The sequence below is a fragment of the Paenibacillus sp. FSL R5-0345 genome (assembly GCF_000758585.1).
In the GTDB taxonomy this organism is placed as follows: Bacteria; Bacillota; Bacilli; order Paenibacillales; family Paenibacillaceae; genus Paenibacillus_AQ.
Genome location: NZ_CP009281.1, coordinates 1 through 16,863 on the forward strand (window position 1 = coordinate 1; position 16,863 = coordinate 16,863).

Here is a 16,863-nt window from a genome sequence, read left to right on the forward strand (position 1 = left end):
GATAAATATCAGCACCAACCTATTTTCTTCGACATTTCCACTTCATGGCTGATGCCACATTTGGAAGATTTAAAGGAGTGACAGTCTGTGGACAGCCATACTTCCGAATTATGGCAGCAAATTTTATCGATTATTCAAACCAAATTAAGCAAGCCGAGCTTTGATACCTGGTTTAAGGCTACCAAAGCCGTAACCTTCAACTCCCAGGTTCTCATTATTTCGGCACCTACAACGTTCGCAGTAGAATGGCTGGAAAGTCGCTACACCAAACTAGTAGGAGCTACGGTTTACGAAGTTACAGGGAAACAAGTGGATGTAAAATTCGTCATTGAAGAAAGCAAGCCGCCTGAGCTTGTGGTTCAACAATCGGCCCCCACTCCCGTAGTATCACGAGAAGAAGCACAAACGCATCTACTCAATCCCAAGTACACCTTTGACACTTTTGTAATTGGCTCTGGCAACCGTTTTGCGCATGCAGCCTCACTGGCAGTAGCCGAGGCACCCGCCAAAGCATACAATCCCTTGTTTTTATACGGTGGTGTAGGACTGGGCAAAACCCATTTAATGCACGCCATTGGGCACTATGTTCTGGAACATAACCCAAATAACAAGGTTATTTACATCTCTTCAGAGAAATTCACGAATGAATTTATCAATTCAATCCGTGATAACCGCGGTGAAAGCTTCCGCAATAAGTATCGTAACGTTGACATTTTGCTTATTGACGATATTCAATTCCTCGCTGGAAAAGAGTCCACGCAGGAGGAGTTTTTCCATACGTTCAATGCGCTCCACGAAGAACGCAAGCAAATTATCATCTCCAGCGACCGACCGCCAAAGGAAATTCCCACACTGGAAGAACGCCTACGTTCCCGGTTTGAATGGGGCTTGATTACGGATATTCAACCACCTGATCTAGAGACCCGAATTGCGATTTTGCGCAAAAAGGCGAAAGCAGAGAACCTTGATATCCCTAATGAGGCCATGATGTATATTGCTAACCAGATTGACACCAATATTCGTGAACTCGAGGGTGCATTAATCCGGGTTGTTGCTTACTCATCGCTAACCAACCAGGATGTAACCACTCATTTGGCAGCTGAAGCACTCAAGGATATTATTCCTTCCAGCCGGCCTAAGATGATTACCATCGCTGATATTCAGCAAAAAGTCGGTGAATACTACAATTTACGCCTTGAAGACTTCAAAGCACGAAAACGTACGAAAGCCGTAGCATTTCCACGTCAAATCGCAATGTATCTCTCCCGTGAACTAACGGATTATTCGCTTCCTAAAATTGGCGAGGCATTCGGTGGACGTGACCATACGACCGTAATTCATGCGCATGATAAAATTACACAGTCATTAAAGGTCGATCAGGAGTTGTACAAAGTGGTAAATAATCTTGCGGAGAAAATTAAAAATCCTTCCTAAGAGGAACAAAGAGCCTATACACAATCTATACACATGTGGGTAGGCTTAATTTTATGCTATTTGATAGGGTTATCCACATATTAGACGCCCCTACTACTAATACTATTAAATAACTATAATAATTCATCATGTAAAGACGCGTAATAAAGAACAGCAAATACAACGAAATCCCCAATTTTTCAGCTAGGAGTGAAATCATGAAAATAAGCATTCTTAAAAACGAGCTCAACGAATCCATTCAACACGTATCCAAAGCTATCTCCAGTAGAACGACGATCCCAATTCTGACCGGTATTAAGCTGGAAGTTAGCCATCAAGGCGTCACACTAACTGCAAGCGACACCGATATTTCCATCCAATCGTTTATTCCAGCAGAGAATGACAGCCATACGATCGTGAAGATAGACCAGCCAGGAAGTGTAGTTCTTCCCGCTAAGTTTTTCGTCGAGATTATTAAGAAGCTGCCCTCCAAAGAGATTCACATGGAAGTTAAAGAAGGATTCCAAACATATATTTCTTCTGGATCCACGGAGATTCAGATCGTAGGTTTAGACCCTGAAGAATTCCCGGTGTTACCGAGTATTGAGGAGAACGATACCATCTCCCTGCCAGGTGATTTGCTGAAAAATATGATTAAACAAACCGCTTTTTCTATTTCTACCCAAGAGACAACTCCGATTTTAACAGGTATACTGTGGAATCTGGCTGATAATGAGTTTAAGTTCACAGCGACAGACCGTCACCGCTTAGCTACAAGAGCAGCAAGACTAGAAGGTACGGAGAATGTCCAATTTGCAAATATCGTAATCGCCGGTAAAACCCTTAATGAGCTAAGTAAAATTATCCCTGATCAAAATATGCTCGTTGATATTGTGGTTGCAGACAATCAAGTTCTCTTTAAAATCGACAAAGTACTGTTCTATTCACGGATCCTTGATGGAATTTATCCGGATACTTCTAGAATTATTCCAACAACCTACAAAACAGAACTAACTTTGGACACAAAAAAATTAAGCGAATCGATTGATCGCGCTTATTTGCTGTCCCGTGAAGAAAAAACCAATATTGTGCGCATGCAGACGCTTGAACAAGGCGGCATTGAAATTTCTTCTAGCTCTTCTGAGCTTGGTAAAGTTCGTGAGGAACTTGAAGTCATTGATTTCAAAGGTGAACCTCTCAAAATATCTTTCAACTCCAAATATATGCTCGATGTCTTAAAAGTTATTGAGAGTGAGCAGCTTGTCATAGCATTTACAGGAATGATGAGTCCGATCATTTTGAAGCCACTTGACCAAACGAATAGCTTGTATATCATTTTGCCTTACCGTACAACAAATTAATGCCAACATTCATGAACATGTGGATAAGTGGCTGAAAGGATAAAAACCATGAAAAAAATACTTATCCACAGTGGATATATTAAGCTGGATCAATTCCTGAAACTTTCTGATTGTGTATCCACAGGTGGAATGGCTAAAGCTTTACTGCAAGAAGGACATGTACTGGTTAACGGAGAAGTAGAGGAACGACGTGGAAGAAAGCTGTATCCGGGTGACCAAATTGAAGTGCAGGATAACGGCACCTTTCAGGTTGAAGGTGGAGGAGTTAAAGAGGAGTAGGCTAGGGGAGGAACCATTTCGTGTTTGTTAAAAATATCGGTCTGCAGCATTATCGAAATTACGGGCTGCTGCGTCTGGAGAGCCTGGGCGATGTCAATCTGATTCTGGGTCAGAACGCTCAAGGCAAAACAAACCTCATGGAGGCATTGTTCGTCCTGGCGATGACCAAAAGCCACCGCACCTCGAAAGATCGCGAACTTATTTCATTCGATGCCCCTGGAGACGCTGCTCAGATCATTGCCGAGGTAGAACGTAAGTACGGCGATCTCAAGCTAGAGCTCACCCTTTCTGCCAAAGGTAAAAAAGCTAAGATTAACGGTTTAGAACAACGGCGCCTTAGTGAGTTTGTAGGATCACTTAATGTGGTCATGTTTGCACCGGAAGATTTAGAGATTGTAAAAGGCACACCTGGCATCAGACGGCGTTTTCTTGATATGGAGATTGGCCAAGTCCAGCCCAGTTATCTATTTCACCTCCAGCAGTATCAAAAGATTCTCTTACAAAGGGGCAATTTGCTGAAGCAGTTGTGGGGGAAAGAGGCAGCGGGAAAAGATCTTTTGGAAATCTGGGATGCTCAACTTGTGGAGCACGGTGTTAAAATCGTAAAAAAAAGGAAACAATTCATAAAGAAGCTGCAAATATGGGCTGAAAGCATACACCGGGGGATTACGAACGGCGGAGAAGAACTGAAATTGCTCTATGTCCCCTCTTTCGGCGATCGTGATGAGGAAGATGAAGCTGTCTTATTAGACAATTTTATGTTAAAGTTATCACAAACGAGAGAACAAGAAATCAGGCGCGGCATGACGCTGACGGGTCCCCATCGGGATGACCTGTCCTTTTTTATCAACGGAAGGGAAGCTCAGGTCTACGGTTCTCAGGGACAGCAGCGTACCACGGCTTTATCGCTCAAGCTGGCGGAAATCGAGCTGATCCATGAAGAAATCGGAGAATATCCTGTGCTGCTTCTTGATGATGTTTTATCCGAGCTTGATCCTTACCGACAGACCCAGCTTATTGAAACCTTTCAAAGCAAGGTACAGACATTCATTACCGCTACCGGAATTGAGGGTCTGAATGCCGATAAATTAAAAGGCGCCAGCCTATATCATGTTCATGATGGAAAAGTGGAGTTATAAAGAGCGGAGGAAGATCATGTATATTCATTTGGGCGGGGAGAAGATTATTCGCTCTTCGGAGTTAATTGCAATATTTGATATTTCGATTGAGAAATCTTCCAAGGTGTCTAAGCAATTCGTCATTCACTCTGAGCAGGACAAGAAGCTTGAGCGGATTGGTGAAGAGGAAGCAAAATCTATTGTCGTAACTAAAAATATCGTGTATTACTCCCCCATTTCCTCCTCCACTCTCAAAAAAAGAGCCAAAATTTTGCTCGAGATATAACTTGCGTTTAGTAACAAAGAGATAATCTGAAAGAAGTAGGTGAAGGCATGTCAATGAATCAACCGACATATGATGAGAGCCAGATTCAGGTACTAGAAGGGCTAGAAGCTGTCCGGAAACGTCCGGGCATGTATATTGGTTCCACTAGTTCTAAAGGTCTCCATCACTTGGTGTGGGAGGTCGTAGATAATAGTATCGATGAAGCCCTAGCAGGTTATTGTGACCGGATTCAAGTGATTATTCATGAGGATAACGGGATTACTGTTATCGATAATGGACGTGGCATACCTGTAGGTGAAAATGAAAAACTTAAAAAGTCGACGCTTGAAGTTGTAATGACAGTACTGCATGCAGGCGGTAAATTCGGCGGCGGCGGATATAAAGTATCAGGCGGCTTACACGGTGTGGGTATCTCCGTAGTAAATGCCTTGTCTGAGAAGGTTGTTGTTAATGTTAAGCGTGATGGGCATGTTTATCAGCAGGAATACAGACGTGGTGCACCACAGTATGAGATCAAGGTTGTTGGAGATACGGACGAGACAGGTACGACTACAACTTTTCATCCAGACCCTGAAATCTTTACTGAAACCACGGTCTTTGAATATGCGACATTGCTTACACGTATTCGTGAGCTAGCTTTTCTTAACAAAGGAATCGAGCTTTCACTGCATGATGAGCGGACCGATGTTACCAACGTGTTCAAATACGAGGGTGGTATCGTTGAATATGTGAAATATTTGAATGAGAAAAAAGAAGCGCTGCACGAGGAACCAATCTACGTGGAAGGCTCACGAGATATGATCCAGGTTGAAGTAGCTCTCCAATACAATGATTCGTATACAGAGAACATCTACTCTTTTGCGAATAATATTAATACTCATGAAGGCGGAACGCATGAATCCGGCTTCAAAAGTGCGCTAACACGTATCATCAACGATTATGCCCGTAAAGCGGGTGTGCTGAAGGATGGTAATTCAAATCTGACTGGTGACGACGTGCGTGAAGGATTGACAGCGATTATTTCTGTCAAAATTCCAGAGCCTCAGTTCGAAGGTCAAACGAAGACTAAGCTCGGAAATAGTGAAGTACGCGGAATTGTAGAATCACTGTTCGGAGAGAAATTGCAGGAATTCCTAGAAGAGAATCCAGCAGTATCTCGCCGTGTCCTTGAAAAGTCGCTTTCAGCTTCACGTGCACGAGAAGCTGCTCGTAAGGCTCGTGAGTTAACACGCCGTAAGAGTGCGCTTGAAGTTAGTGCACTACCTGGTAAACTTGCAGACTGTTCATCCAAGGATGCGTCTATCAGCGAATTGTATATCGTCGAAGGTGACTCTGCGGGGGGATCGGCCAAGCAAGGCCGGGATCGTCATTTCCAAGCGATTCTACCACTGCGTGGTAAGATCCTAAACGTAGAAAAAGCTCGCTTAGACCGTATTCTATCCAACGCGGAAATTCGGGCGATCATTACGGCTCTGGGTACAGGGATCAGTGATGATTTTGATCTATCAAAGGCTCGTTACCATAAAGTCGTTATTATGACGGATGCCGACGTCGATGGAGCTCATATTAGAACTCTGTTGTTGACATTCTTCTACCGTTACATGCGGAAGCTAGTAGATGCAGGTTATATCTATATCGCACAACCGCCATTGTTCAAGATAGAGCGCAACAAAGTGATCCGTTATGCAGGAAGCGAGAAGGAACGCGATGAGATTATCGCTTCTTTTGGAGAAAATGTTAAGGTCAATGTCCAGCGCTACAAAGGTTTGGGTGAAATGAATGCTACCCAGCTGTGGGACACGACGATGGATCCTGAAGCGCGTATGATGTTGCAAGTAACGATTGAAGATGCGATGCTCGCTGATAGTATTTTTGATACGCTGATGGGCGATAATGTTGAACCAAGACGTGACTTTATCCATGAGCATGCGAAAGACGTCAGATATCTTGATGTGTAAGAATAAAATATAAGGATAATGTATAACGTGAAACTTATACCTACTTATATTTTTAACAAAACCTCCGGCTTCTGTTCCTAATGGAATTAGAATGCTGGAGGTTTTTTTATTTCAGAGCTGTTTTTTAGGCCTTGGTGATTTGTTTGTTGCGGGTAGTGTATGGAGATTTTCTAGCTTTTACACGCCCGTATGCTACAGCATAGCGGTGTATTCTACGATAGATAGATTTATCAGGAAATAACTTAAATATGACTATGGATGGAAGGGTGTTGACCTCAAGCAGCCACATATCCATATGCTGATCCATGGCAATATCCAGACCGATTTCTTTAATCCCTGGATAAGTAGTTTCCAATTGGCCTGCAATTTGTACGCCTAAAGATTTTAATTGATTAACGGTGGAGAGTGTTTCAGAAGAGTTCATATGACTTTTTAATAATGTATTTACTGACACAATACTGCCTCCGTTATGATAATTGGTGACGATTTTCTGAGGGGCAGCTACTCTTCCGAGCATTCCTGTCGTTTCCCATGCGCCTGACGGACTCTTTTGGGCAAGAACTCGAAGGTCGAAGGGACGGTCTTGATAACGTAGAAGGTCAATTCCCTTTTGGATCAGGTAGGTACGGTTCTGAATTCGTTTCTGTAAGGCTTCATGCAGCTCTTCGGGGGAGAAGAAAACTTCTGCCGTTTTTGCATATCTTAAAATATATAGGAGCTGTGTTTCTTGTTGTTCTATCTCCTCGTTATCGGTGGTGGCATTTTTTTCAGACTTCCGCTGGCTAGGGCTCAAAATCACCGTACGCTGCTCGGCTCTCATTACACCAATGCCAAAGCTTCCGCGGTCAGGTTTAATATAGACCATTGTATATAACACAAGCATTTCTTTAAGAACACTTAAATCGTATTTACGAGTATCCGGTACATATAGAGATAGAGATTGATTTTGAAGAATGACTTTTGTTTTTGCCCATTTACTTGGGACACGTTGAATCTTCATTATCTTCCTCCTTAACAATTTTTTGCAGCATTTGGTCTTTTGAATTCCTTTGTACAAAACTTGCTTTGAAAGCATAATCTTTGACGGCTGAAAATCAGGACAAGCTACCTAAACAATGGTATAATATAAGGATATGGGGTTATGCCTTATCGAACGATACTAGGATAATAAAACCGTGTTTCTTGTCTTTACAGTCTATGTACTAAAGACATTTGCGGAAAGGGCGAATACCCTAACCAACGCAAAAGAAATCAATATTAGAAGATAAAAGGCTATCATGTTTAATTGTGCTACTTTTGTGAAAGTAATATAATTAAGGGTAGCGGTTTTTTAACTGAAGGAGGTCCAGCAATTCATGGCTGAACAAAATAACCCACAAGTCAAAGATCGGGACATTGGCGTGGAAATGCGTGAATCCTTTATGGATTACGCAATGAGCATCATTGTTAGTCGGGCTTTGCCAGATGTGCGGGACGGACTCAAGCCGGTTCACCGACGCATTTTGTTTGCGATGTCGGAACTTGGAATGTCTGCGGATAAGCCTCATAAGAAATCGGCAAGAATCGTCGGTGAGGTTATCGGTAAGTACCACCCTCACGGTGACTCAGCCGTCTATGAAACAATGGTACGGATGGCTCAGGATTTCTCTATGCGCTATATGCTTGTGGACGGTCACGGGAACTTTGGTTCGATTGATGGTGATATGGCTGCAGCGATGCGTTATACAGAAGCCCGTCTTTCCAAGATTGCAGGCGAAATGCTTCGAGATTTGAACAAAGAAACAGTTGATTTCGCACCCAACTATGATGGTGAAGAGCATGAGCCAGTTGTATTGCCAGCTCGTTATCCGAACCTGCTCGTGAACGGGGTATCTGGTATTGCTGTAGGTATGGCTACTAATATCCCACCGCATAACCTAGGTGAAGTTATCGATGGTGTGCAGGCGATGATTAAGAATCCCGATATCACACCTATGGAATTGATGGAGTATATCCAAGGCCCTGACTTCCCTACGGCTGGATATATTTTGGGTCGTGAGGGCATTCGTCAGGCTTATCGTACGGGGCGTGGTTCCGTGACCATGCGTGCCAAGGCAACAATTGAAGAGAACAACGGTAAGGCTCGCATCATTGTACATGAGCTGCCATATCAGGTAAACAAGGCAAGACTGGTTGAAAAAATCGCAGAATTAGTACGTGAGAAACGGATCGAGGGTATAACGGATCTTCGAGATGAGTCTGACCGTAACGGTATGCGTGTAGTTGTTGAGATGAGACGTGATGTGAATCCAAATGTTGTGTTGAACAATCTATATAAACATACTTCAATGCAATCCACATTTGGGATCAACATGCTTGCCATCGTCAACAACGAGCCGAAAATCCTTAATCTGCGTGATGTGCTCTATCATTATTTGCAGCACCAGATTGAAGTTATTCGTCGTCGTACAATATTTGATCTTAAAAAAGCTGAAGCACGCGCTCATATTTTAGAAGGTCTGCGTATTGCGCTGGATCATCTGGATGAAGTTATTGCGTTAATCCGCGCTTCGCGGACAACGGATATAGCTCGTGACGGATTGATGAGCACCTTTAGCCTCAGTGTAGAGCAGGCTCAAGCAATCCTCGACATGCGGATGCAGCGTCTGACCGGTCTGGAACGGGAAAAAATCGAGAATGAATATAACGAATTGTTAGCTAAAATTGCAGAGTACCGTGAAATTTTGGCGAATGAGCATCTCGTACTGGAAATCATCAGCAACGAGTTGCAGGATATTCGTGATAGATATTCTGATGATCGCCGAACAGAGATTACGGTTGGTGAAGAAAGTATTCTCGATGAAGACCTTATTCCACGTGAAGAGGTTGTTATCACTATTACGCATACTGGATACATCAAACGTCTGCCTGTCAGCACTTACCGCAGCCAGAAGCGTGGGGGCCGCGGAGTAATGGGGATGGACACCAAGGACCAAGATTTTGTGGAGCATCTCTTCGTGAGTAACTCTCATAACTATCTGATGTTCTTTACCGATAAGGGTAAGGTGTACCGGATTAAGGCTTATGAGATCCCAGAGCTGGGACGTACTGCGCGTGGGACACCAATCATCAACCTGATTCAAATTGAACAAGGTGAGAAGATTAGTGCCGTTATCCAGGTGGAAGAGAGCGATAGTGACAAGTACTTGTTCTTTGCTACCCGCGAAGGTATCGTGAAGAAGACGCCACTTGAGGATTACAATAACATCCGCAAAGGCGGACTTATCGCTATTAATCTTCGGGAAGAGGATTCCCTGATTGAGGTTAAGCTGACAGATGGCCAGCAAAATCTTATTATCGGTACAGCACGCGGAATGTCGATTACGTTCTCAGAGAATGATGTTCGTTCTATGGGTCGTAGCGCAACTGGCGTGAAGGGTATTACACTCGATAGTAATGACCATGTCATTGGTATGGACTGTGTCGATAAGGAGCTTGAGGTTCTGATTGTTACTAGCAAGGGTTATGGTAAACGGACACCAGCCGGCGACTATCGTTCCCAGACTCGTGGCGGTAAAGGAATCAAGACCATTAATCTCACTGAGAAGAATGGACCTGTAGTTGGTCTTAAAGTTGTTAAGAACGACGAAGACTTAATGATCATTACTACAAGCGGTACCTTGATTCGTACCAGCATGGATGGAATTTCTACTATGGGTCGTTATGCGCAAGGGGTTAAGCTAATTAACATCCGCGAGGATGATGCTGTGGCTACCCTGTGCAGAGCCGATAAGAATGAAGAGGACGAAATGTCTGAAGATATAGAAGGCCTCGAGGACCAAGTAACAGTTGATGAATCTGGCGATATAGATCAGCCGGAAACAATCGCTGAAGATCAAGAGGATAACTTAGAATAGTTTATATTCAATAAAGAGCAAGGGGTTCTGTAATAGAACCCCTTGCTCTTTTTACTATGATTAATTAATAGTTAGTTATTTTATGAAATGTAATGAGTAATTTTTAAAAGAATAGTTTTCATTGCACTAGTCGCTTCCTTTTATCCGTACTATAATTAGCCGATAGAGTATAAATCAGTATATAAAGTACTATTTTCTCAGAAATTATCTGTCATATTAGATTTGGGTAATCCTGAGCTTATTGTTATAGAAATTAAGGGGCTGAGTATATGCCAAATGTATTGGTTGGAGAAGTTAAAGCGGGCTCAAAGATAATCAAAGATGTAATTACACCTTTGGGTGGGATTTTGTTTACCAAGGGAAAAATACTACTCCCCCGTGATCTAGAAATTTTGGAAGCTTTCTTAGTTGGGCAAGTGGAGATCGAGGGTGTTCAAGGAGAGGGCAACTCTGATGCTGCCAAAAAAAACTCGAAGCAAACATCACTTAAAGCCGGAGCCATTATAAATGAATCAATGCTGGTTAAGAACAATTCCCCACTACACGATGAATATGACAAAATGATCGGACTTATTAGGACAAGCTATCGTTCGGTAACGGCAGCCTCTCTTCCTATTTTTGAGTTGCGGAGTCAGTTAGAGGTACTAATTAGTCATTTGAAGGATTATCATGTCTTGAAGTTTTCTCCACGTACGCTAAAAGACGAGGATTACAACTATCACAATGCCGTATTGTCCGCGTTAACATCATATAAGATTGCTCAGTGGTGCGGGTATCCGCAAAAGGATTGGATGCAGATCGCTTTTGCTGGATTGCTGCATGATATCGGAAACGCAAAAGTAGATAGTTCTCTCTTACATAAGCCGGAGTCACTTAATAGTGCCGAAATAGAAGAGGTTCGCAGACATACTACATATGGCTATCAATTATTACGTAATGTCACAGCGATTAATGAAGGGGTAAGACTAACGGCGTTGCAGCATCATGAGAAGGTTGATGGGTCTGGTTATCCACTTAAGCTAGAAGGTAGCCAGATTCACTTTTACGCTAAAGTAGTTGCGGTAGCAGATATATTCCATGCTATGACTTTGGAAAGAGCTTATAGAAAGGCGCAGTCCCCTTATCTAGTATTAGAGCAGATTATGACAGAAAGCTTTGGTAAGCTTGACCCAGTCGTTGTACAGACCTTTATACAGAAGAGCACTGATTTATTTAATGGAACCAGAATACGTTTGAGCGATGGGCGTCACGGGGAGATCATATTCACTGATCGTGCGAATCCTACACGTCCTATGATTAAGGTAGAGGGTACAATTGTTAACTTAATGTTGGAGCGGGATCTATATATTCAAGAGATTATTTCTTAGTGTAGTAAGTATTGAAACACTTCAGAGCTGAGGCTGTGCTGCCTAGTGCATACGAGTATATTTAGTATGATTAGTAGCACAGTCTCTTATTTATAGATTATATTAAAAAAAGTGTTGCAATCAATCTCTATACATGATATATTCTAAGTCCGGCCAAGAAATACACATGCCGAGCTCGAAAAAGAAGTTAAAAAAAGAGCTTGACATTAAACAGCCGGACATGATATAGTATAAGAGTTGCTGCTGAGACATTAAACGGCGCCAACGAGAACTTGATCTTTGAAAACTGAACAACGAGTGAGTAGGAAATCACGAAAGTGAAATCCAAAACTGATGAGTTTCACAGCGTATTTTACGCTTTTGAAATTTCATCGTGAGAATTAATTTTCTCGTCAGATGTTTCAAAATGAGCATATCGCTCTTTTCAATACTAATTGGAGAGTTTGATCCTGGCTCAGGACGAACGCTGGCGGCGTGCCTAATACATGCAAGTCGAGCGGAGTTATTTTGAAAGCTTGCTTTCAAAATAACTTAGCGGCGGACGGGTGAGTAACACGTAGGCAACCTGCCCCTTAGACTGGGATAACTACCGGAAACGGTAGCTAATACCGGATAATTTCTTTTTTCTCCTGAAGGAAGAATGAAAGACGGAGCAATCTGTCACTGAGGGATGGGCCTGCGGCGCATTAGCTAGTTGGTGGGGTAACGGCCCACCAAGGCGACGATGCGTAGCCGACCTGAGAGGGTGAACGGCCACACTGGGACTGAGACACGGCCCAGACTCCTACGGGAGGCAGCAGTAGGGAATCTTCCGCAATGGACGAAAGTCTGACGGAGCAACGCCGCGTGAGTGATGAAGGTTTTCGGATCGTAAAGCTCTGTTGCCAGGGAAGAACGTCCGGTAGAGTAACTGCTATCGGAGTGACGGTACCTGAGAAGAAAGCCCCGGCTAACTACGTGCCAGCAGCCGCGGTAATACGTAGGGGGCAAGCGTTGTCCGGAATTATTGGGCGTAAAGCGCGCGCAGGCGGTCATTTAAGTCTGGTGTTTAAACCTTGGGCTCAACCTGAGGTCGCACTGGAAACTGGGTGACTTGAGTACAGAAGAGGAAAGTGGAATTCCACGTGTAGCGGTGAAATGCGTAGATATGTGGAGGAACACCAGTGGCGAAGGCGACTTTCTGGGCTGTAACTGACGCTGAGGCGCGAAAGCGTGGGGAGCAAACAGGATTAGATACCCTGGTAGTCCACGCCGTAAACGATGAGTGCTAGGTGTTAGGGGTTTCGATACCCTTGGTGCCGAAGTTAACACAGTAAGCACTCCGCCTGGGGAGTACGGTCGCAAGACTGAAACTCAAAGGAATTGACGGGGACCCGCACAAGCAGTGGAGTATGTGGTTTAATTCGAAGCAACGCGAAGAACCTTACCAGGTCTTGACATCCCTCTGAATCTGCTAGAGATAGCAGCGGCCTTCGGGACAGAGGAGACAGGTGGTGCATGGTTGTCGTCAGCTCGTGTCGTGAGATGTTGGGTTAAGTCCCGCAACGAGCGCAACCCTTAACTTTAGTTGCCAGCAAGTAATGTTGGGCACTCTAGAGTGACTGCCGGTGACAAACCGGAGGAAGGTGGGGATGACGTCAAATCATCATGCCCCTTATGACCTGGGCTACACACGTACTACAATGGCCGGTACAACGGGAAGCGAAGCCGCGAGGTGGAGCCAATCCCATCAAAGCCGGTCTCAGTTCGGATTGCAGGCTGCAACTCGCCTGCATGAAGTCGGAATTGCTAGTAATCGCGGATCAGCATGCCGCGGTGAATACGTTCCCGGGTCTTGTACACACCGCCCGTCACACCACGAGAGTTTACAACACCCGAAGTCGGTGGGGTAACCCGCAAGGGAGCCAGCCGCCGAAGGTGGGGTAGATGATTGGGGTGAAGTCGTAACAAGGTAGCCGTATCGGAAGGTGCGGCTGGATCACCTCCTTTCTATGGAGAATCGTCTTCTGCAATGAAGACATTCAAATCGGAAGTTAAACTTCCACAATCTCAGGTTTAGGCCTGTTACTCACTCGTTGCTCAGTTTTGAGAGTTTAAGCTCTCAAGTAAGACTTGATCCTTGAAAACTGGATACCGAAACGAATTTGCGTTTTAGAACATCTTTTAGCAACTTGTGCAAACAAGTAAATGTTATTAGTGAGATGATTCCAAGAGAGATATCGTATGATATTTTCCTGCGGAAAAATCAAGGTTAAGCTAATAAGAGCACACGGAGGATGCCTAGGCGCCAGGAGCCGACGAAGGACGTGGCGAACAACGAAACTGCCTCGGGGAGCTGTAAGCAAGCTTTGATCCGGGGGTGTCCGAATGGGGAAACCCAGCTGTGGTAATTCGCAGTTACTCATACCTGAATACATAGGGTATGTAGAGGCAGACCAGGGGAACTGAAACATCTAAGTACCCTGAGGAAGAGAAAACAATAGTGATTCCGTCAGTAGCGGCGAGCGAACGCGGAACAGCCTAAACCTAAGAGCTTGCTCTTAGGGGTTGTGGGACGTCTCACATGGAGTTACAAAGGAATATGGTAGGTGAAGAGGTCTGGAAAGGCCCGCGATAGAGGTAAAAGCCCTGTAGCCTAAACTGTGTTCTCTCCGAGACGGATCCCGAGTAGTGCGGGGCACGTGAAACCCCGTATGAATCCAGCAGGACCATCTGCTAAGGCTAAATACTACCTGGCGACCGATAGTGAAACAGTACCGTGAGGGAAAGGTGAAAAGCACCCCGGAAGGGGAGTGAAATAGAACCTGAAACCGTGTGCTTACAAAAAGTCAGAGCCCTATCTATGGGTGATGGCGTGCCTTTTGTAGAATGAACCGGCGAGTTACGTTTAACATGCAAGGTTAAGTCGAGAAGACGGAGCCGCAGCGAAAGCGAGTCTGAATAGGGCGAATCAGTATGTGGACGTAGACCCGAAACCGTGTGATCTACCCCTGTCCAGGGTGAAGGTGCGGTAACACGCACTGGAGGCCCGAACCCACGCACGTTGAAAAGTGCGGGGATGAGGTGGGGGTAGCGGAGAAATTCCAATCGAACTCGGAGATAGCTGGTTCTCCCCGAAATAGCTTTAGGGCTAGCCTCGGTATAAGAGTAGTGGAGGTAGAGCACTGATTGGGTGCGGGGTCCGCAAGGATTACCAAGCTCAGTCAAACTCCGAATGCCATATACTTATTGCCGGGAGTCAGACAGTGAGTGCTAAGATCCATTGTCAAAAGGGAAACAGCCCAGACCATCAGCTAAGGTCCCCAAGTGTGTGTTAAGTGGGAAAGGATGTGGAGTTGCACAGACAACCAGGATGTTGGCTTAGAAGCAGCCACCATTGAAAGAGTGCGTAATAGCTCACTGGTCGAGTGACTCTGCGCCGAAAATGTAACGGGGCTAAACACACCACCGAAGCTATGGCTAGATACGTATGTATCTGGGGTAGGGGAGCGTTGTATGTGGGTTGAAGGTGTACCGTAAGGAGCGCTGGACAGCATACAAGTGAGAATGCCGGTATGAGTAACGAAAAGATCAGTGAGAATCTGATCCGCCGAAAGCCCAAGGTTTCCTGAGGAAGGCTCGTCCGCTCAGGGTAAGTCGGGACCTAAGGCGAGGCCGAAAGGCGTAGTCGAAGGACAACAGTTTGAAATTACTGTACCACCGTAATCCGCTATGAGCGATGGGGTGACGCAGGAGGGTAGTGACGCGGACTGATGGATATGTCCGTCTAAGCAGTGAGGCTGATGTGTAGGCAAATCCGCACATCATTAAGGCTGGGCTGTGATGGGGAGCGAAAATTGTAGTAGCGAAGGTCATGATCTCACACTGCCAAGAAAAGCCTCTAGCCAGGAGAAGGTGCCCGTACCGCAAACCGACACAGGTAGGCGAGAAGAGAATTCTAAGGCGCGCGGAAGAACTCTCGTTAAGGAACTCGGCAAAATGACCCCGTAACTTCGGGAGAAGGGGTGCCCCGGTAGTGTGAATAGCACGAGGGGGCCGCAGTGAAAAGGCCCAAGCGACTGTTTAGCAAAAACACAGGTCTGTGCGAAGCCGCAAGGCGAAGTATACGGGCTGACGCCTGCCCGGTGCTGGAAGGTTAAGGGGAGTGGTTAGGGGTAACCCGAAGCTATGAACCGAAGCCCCAGTAAACGGCGGCCGTAACTATAACGGTCCTAAGGTAGCGAAATTCCTTGTCAGGTAAATTCTGACCCGCACGAATGGCGTAACGACTTGGGCGCTGTCTCAACGAGAGATCCGGTGAAATTTTAATACCTGTGAAGATGCAGGTTACCCGCGACAAGACGGAAAGACCCCATGGAGCTTTACTGCAGCTTGATATTGAATTTGGGTACGATCTGTACAGGATAGGTGGGAGCCGTAGAAATCGGAGCGCAAGCTTCGGTGGAGGCGCCGTTGGGATACCACCCTGATCGTATCTAGGTTCTAACCTAGTGCCCTAATCGGGTACGGGGACCGTGTCAGGCGGGCAGTTTGACTGGGGCGGTCGCCTCCTAAAGAGTAACGGAGGCGTTCCAAGGTTCCCTCAGAATGGTTGGAAATCATTCGAAGAGTGCAAAGGCATAAGGGAGCTTGACTGCGAGACCTACAAGTCGAGCAGGGACGAAAGTCGGACTTAGTGATCCGGTGGTACCGCATGGAAGGGCCATCGCTCAACGGATAAAAGCTACCCTGGGGATAACAGGCTTATCTCCCCCAAGAGTCCACATCGACGGGGAGGTTTGGCACCTCGATGTCGGCTCATCGCATCCTGGGGCTGAAGTAGGTCCCAAGGGTTGGGCTGTTCGCCCATTAAAGCGGTACGCGAGCTGGGTTCAGAACGTCGTGAGACAGTTCGGTCCCTATCTGTCGTGGGCGCAGGAAATTTGAGAGGAGCTGTCCTTAGTACGAGAGGACCGGGATGGACGTACCGCTGGTGCACCAGTTGTTTCGCCAGAAGCATGGCTGGGTAGCTACGTACGGACGGGATAAGCGCTGAAAGCATCTAAGCGTGAAGCCCCCCTCAAGATGAGATTTCCCAATTAGTAAGACCCCTTGAAGACGACGAGGTAGATAGGTTGGAGGTGGAAGTGCAGTAATGCATGGAGCTGACCAATACTAATCGGTCGAGGGCTTATCCTATACTTAA

At 45.4% G+C, this 16,863-nt stretch carries 9 protein-coding genes and 2 rRNA genes; 10 read left to right on the plus strand and 1 reads right to left on the minus strand.

Annotated elements, in window-relative coordinates:
* Window positions 1-87: 87 nt before the first annotated feature.
* The 6 genes from dnaA (at window position 88) to gyrB (ending at window position 6,415) form a co-directional block, all read left to right on the plus strand.
* Window positions 88-1,434 carry a chromosomal replication initiator protein DnaA gene (dnaA, locus tag R50345_RS00005; RefSeq protein WP_042123043.1) on the plus strand — a complete coding sequence of 449 codons (1,347 nt, stop codon included), beginning with the start codon at window positions 88-90 and terminating at the stop codon, window positions 1,432-1,434.
* Window positions 1,435-1,631: 197 nt separating this feature from the next.
* Window positions 1,632-2,774 (plus strand): DNA polymerase III subunit beta, encoded by a 1,143-nt coding sequence (gene dnaN / locus R50345_RS00010; RefSeq protein WP_042123045.1) that lies wholly within the window; start codon window positions 1,632-1,634, stop codon window positions 2,772-2,774.
* A 48-nt stretch (window positions 2,775-2,822) separates the two neighbouring features.
* Window positions 2,823-3,053, plus strand: coding sequence for a S4 domain-containing protein YaaA (gene yaaA, locus R50345_RS00015; RefSeq protein ID WP_042123047.1), 231 nt, complete (start codon window positions 2,823-2,825; stop codon window positions 3,051-3,053).
* Between the two features lie 20 nt (window positions 3,054-3,073).
* Window positions 3,074-4,192, plus strand: a complete 1,119-nt coding sequence (recF, locus tag R50345_RS00020) for a DNA replication/repair protein RecF (protein ID WP_042123050.1) — start codon at window positions 3,074-3,076, stop codon at window positions 4,190-4,192.
* Window positions 4,193-4,208: 16 nt separating this feature from the next.
* Window positions 4,209-4,457, plus strand: coding sequence for an extracellular matrix regulator RemB (gene remB / locus R50345_RS00025; protein WP_036677731.1), 249 nt, complete (start codon window positions 4,209-4,211; stop codon window positions 4,455-4,457).
* Between the two features lie 47 nt (window positions 4,458-4,504).
* Entirely contained in the window at window positions 4,505-6,415 is a 1,911-nt protein-coding gene (gyrB, locus tag R50345_RS00030) for a DNA topoisomerase (ATP-hydrolyzing) subunit B (protein WP_042123053.1), read from the plus strand.
* A 124-nt stretch (window positions 6,416-6,539) separates the two neighbouring features.
* Here gyrB and R50345_RS00035 read toward each other — a convergent pair whose 3' ends face one another.
* Window positions 6,540-7,415 carry a YheC/YheD family protein gene (locus tag R50345_RS00035; RefSeq protein ID WP_042123055.1) on the minus strand — a complete coding sequence of 292 codons (876 nt, stop codon included), beginning with the start codon at window positions 7,413-7,415 and terminating at the stop codon, window positions 6,540-6,542.
* Between the two features lie 355 nt (window positions 7,416-7,770).
* Between R50345_RS00035 and gyrA the strand changes: the two genes are divergently transcribed.
* The 4 genes from gyrA (at window position 7,771) to R50345_RS00055 (ending at window position 16,856) form a co-directional block, all read left to right on the plus strand.
* Window positions 7,771-10,311, plus strand: a complete 2,541-nt coding sequence (gyrA, locus tag R50345_RS00040; protein ID WP_042123056.1) for a DNA gyrase subunit A — start codon at window positions 7,771-7,773, stop codon at window positions 10,309-10,311.
* A 269-nt stretch (window positions 10,312-10,580) separates the two neighbouring features.
* The gene (locus R50345_RS00045; protein WP_042123058.1) at window positions 10,581-11,678 is read left to right on the plus strand and encodes an HD-GYP domain-containing protein; all 1,098 of its coding nucleotides are present in this window, start codon (window positions 10,581-10,583) and stop codon (window positions 11,676-11,678) included.
* Window positions 11,679-12,109: 431 nt separating this feature from the next.
* Window positions 12,110-13,667: ribosomal RNA gene (locus R50345_RS00050) — 16S ribosomal RNA — on the plus strand.
* Between the two features lie 260 nt (window positions 13,668-13,927).
* Window positions 13,928-16,856: ribosomal RNA gene (locus R50345_RS00055) — 23S ribosomal RNA — on the plus strand.
* Together the 16S and 23S rRNA genes form the textbook arrangement of a ribosomal RNA operon.
* Window positions 16,857-16,863: the final 7 nt, after the last annotated feature.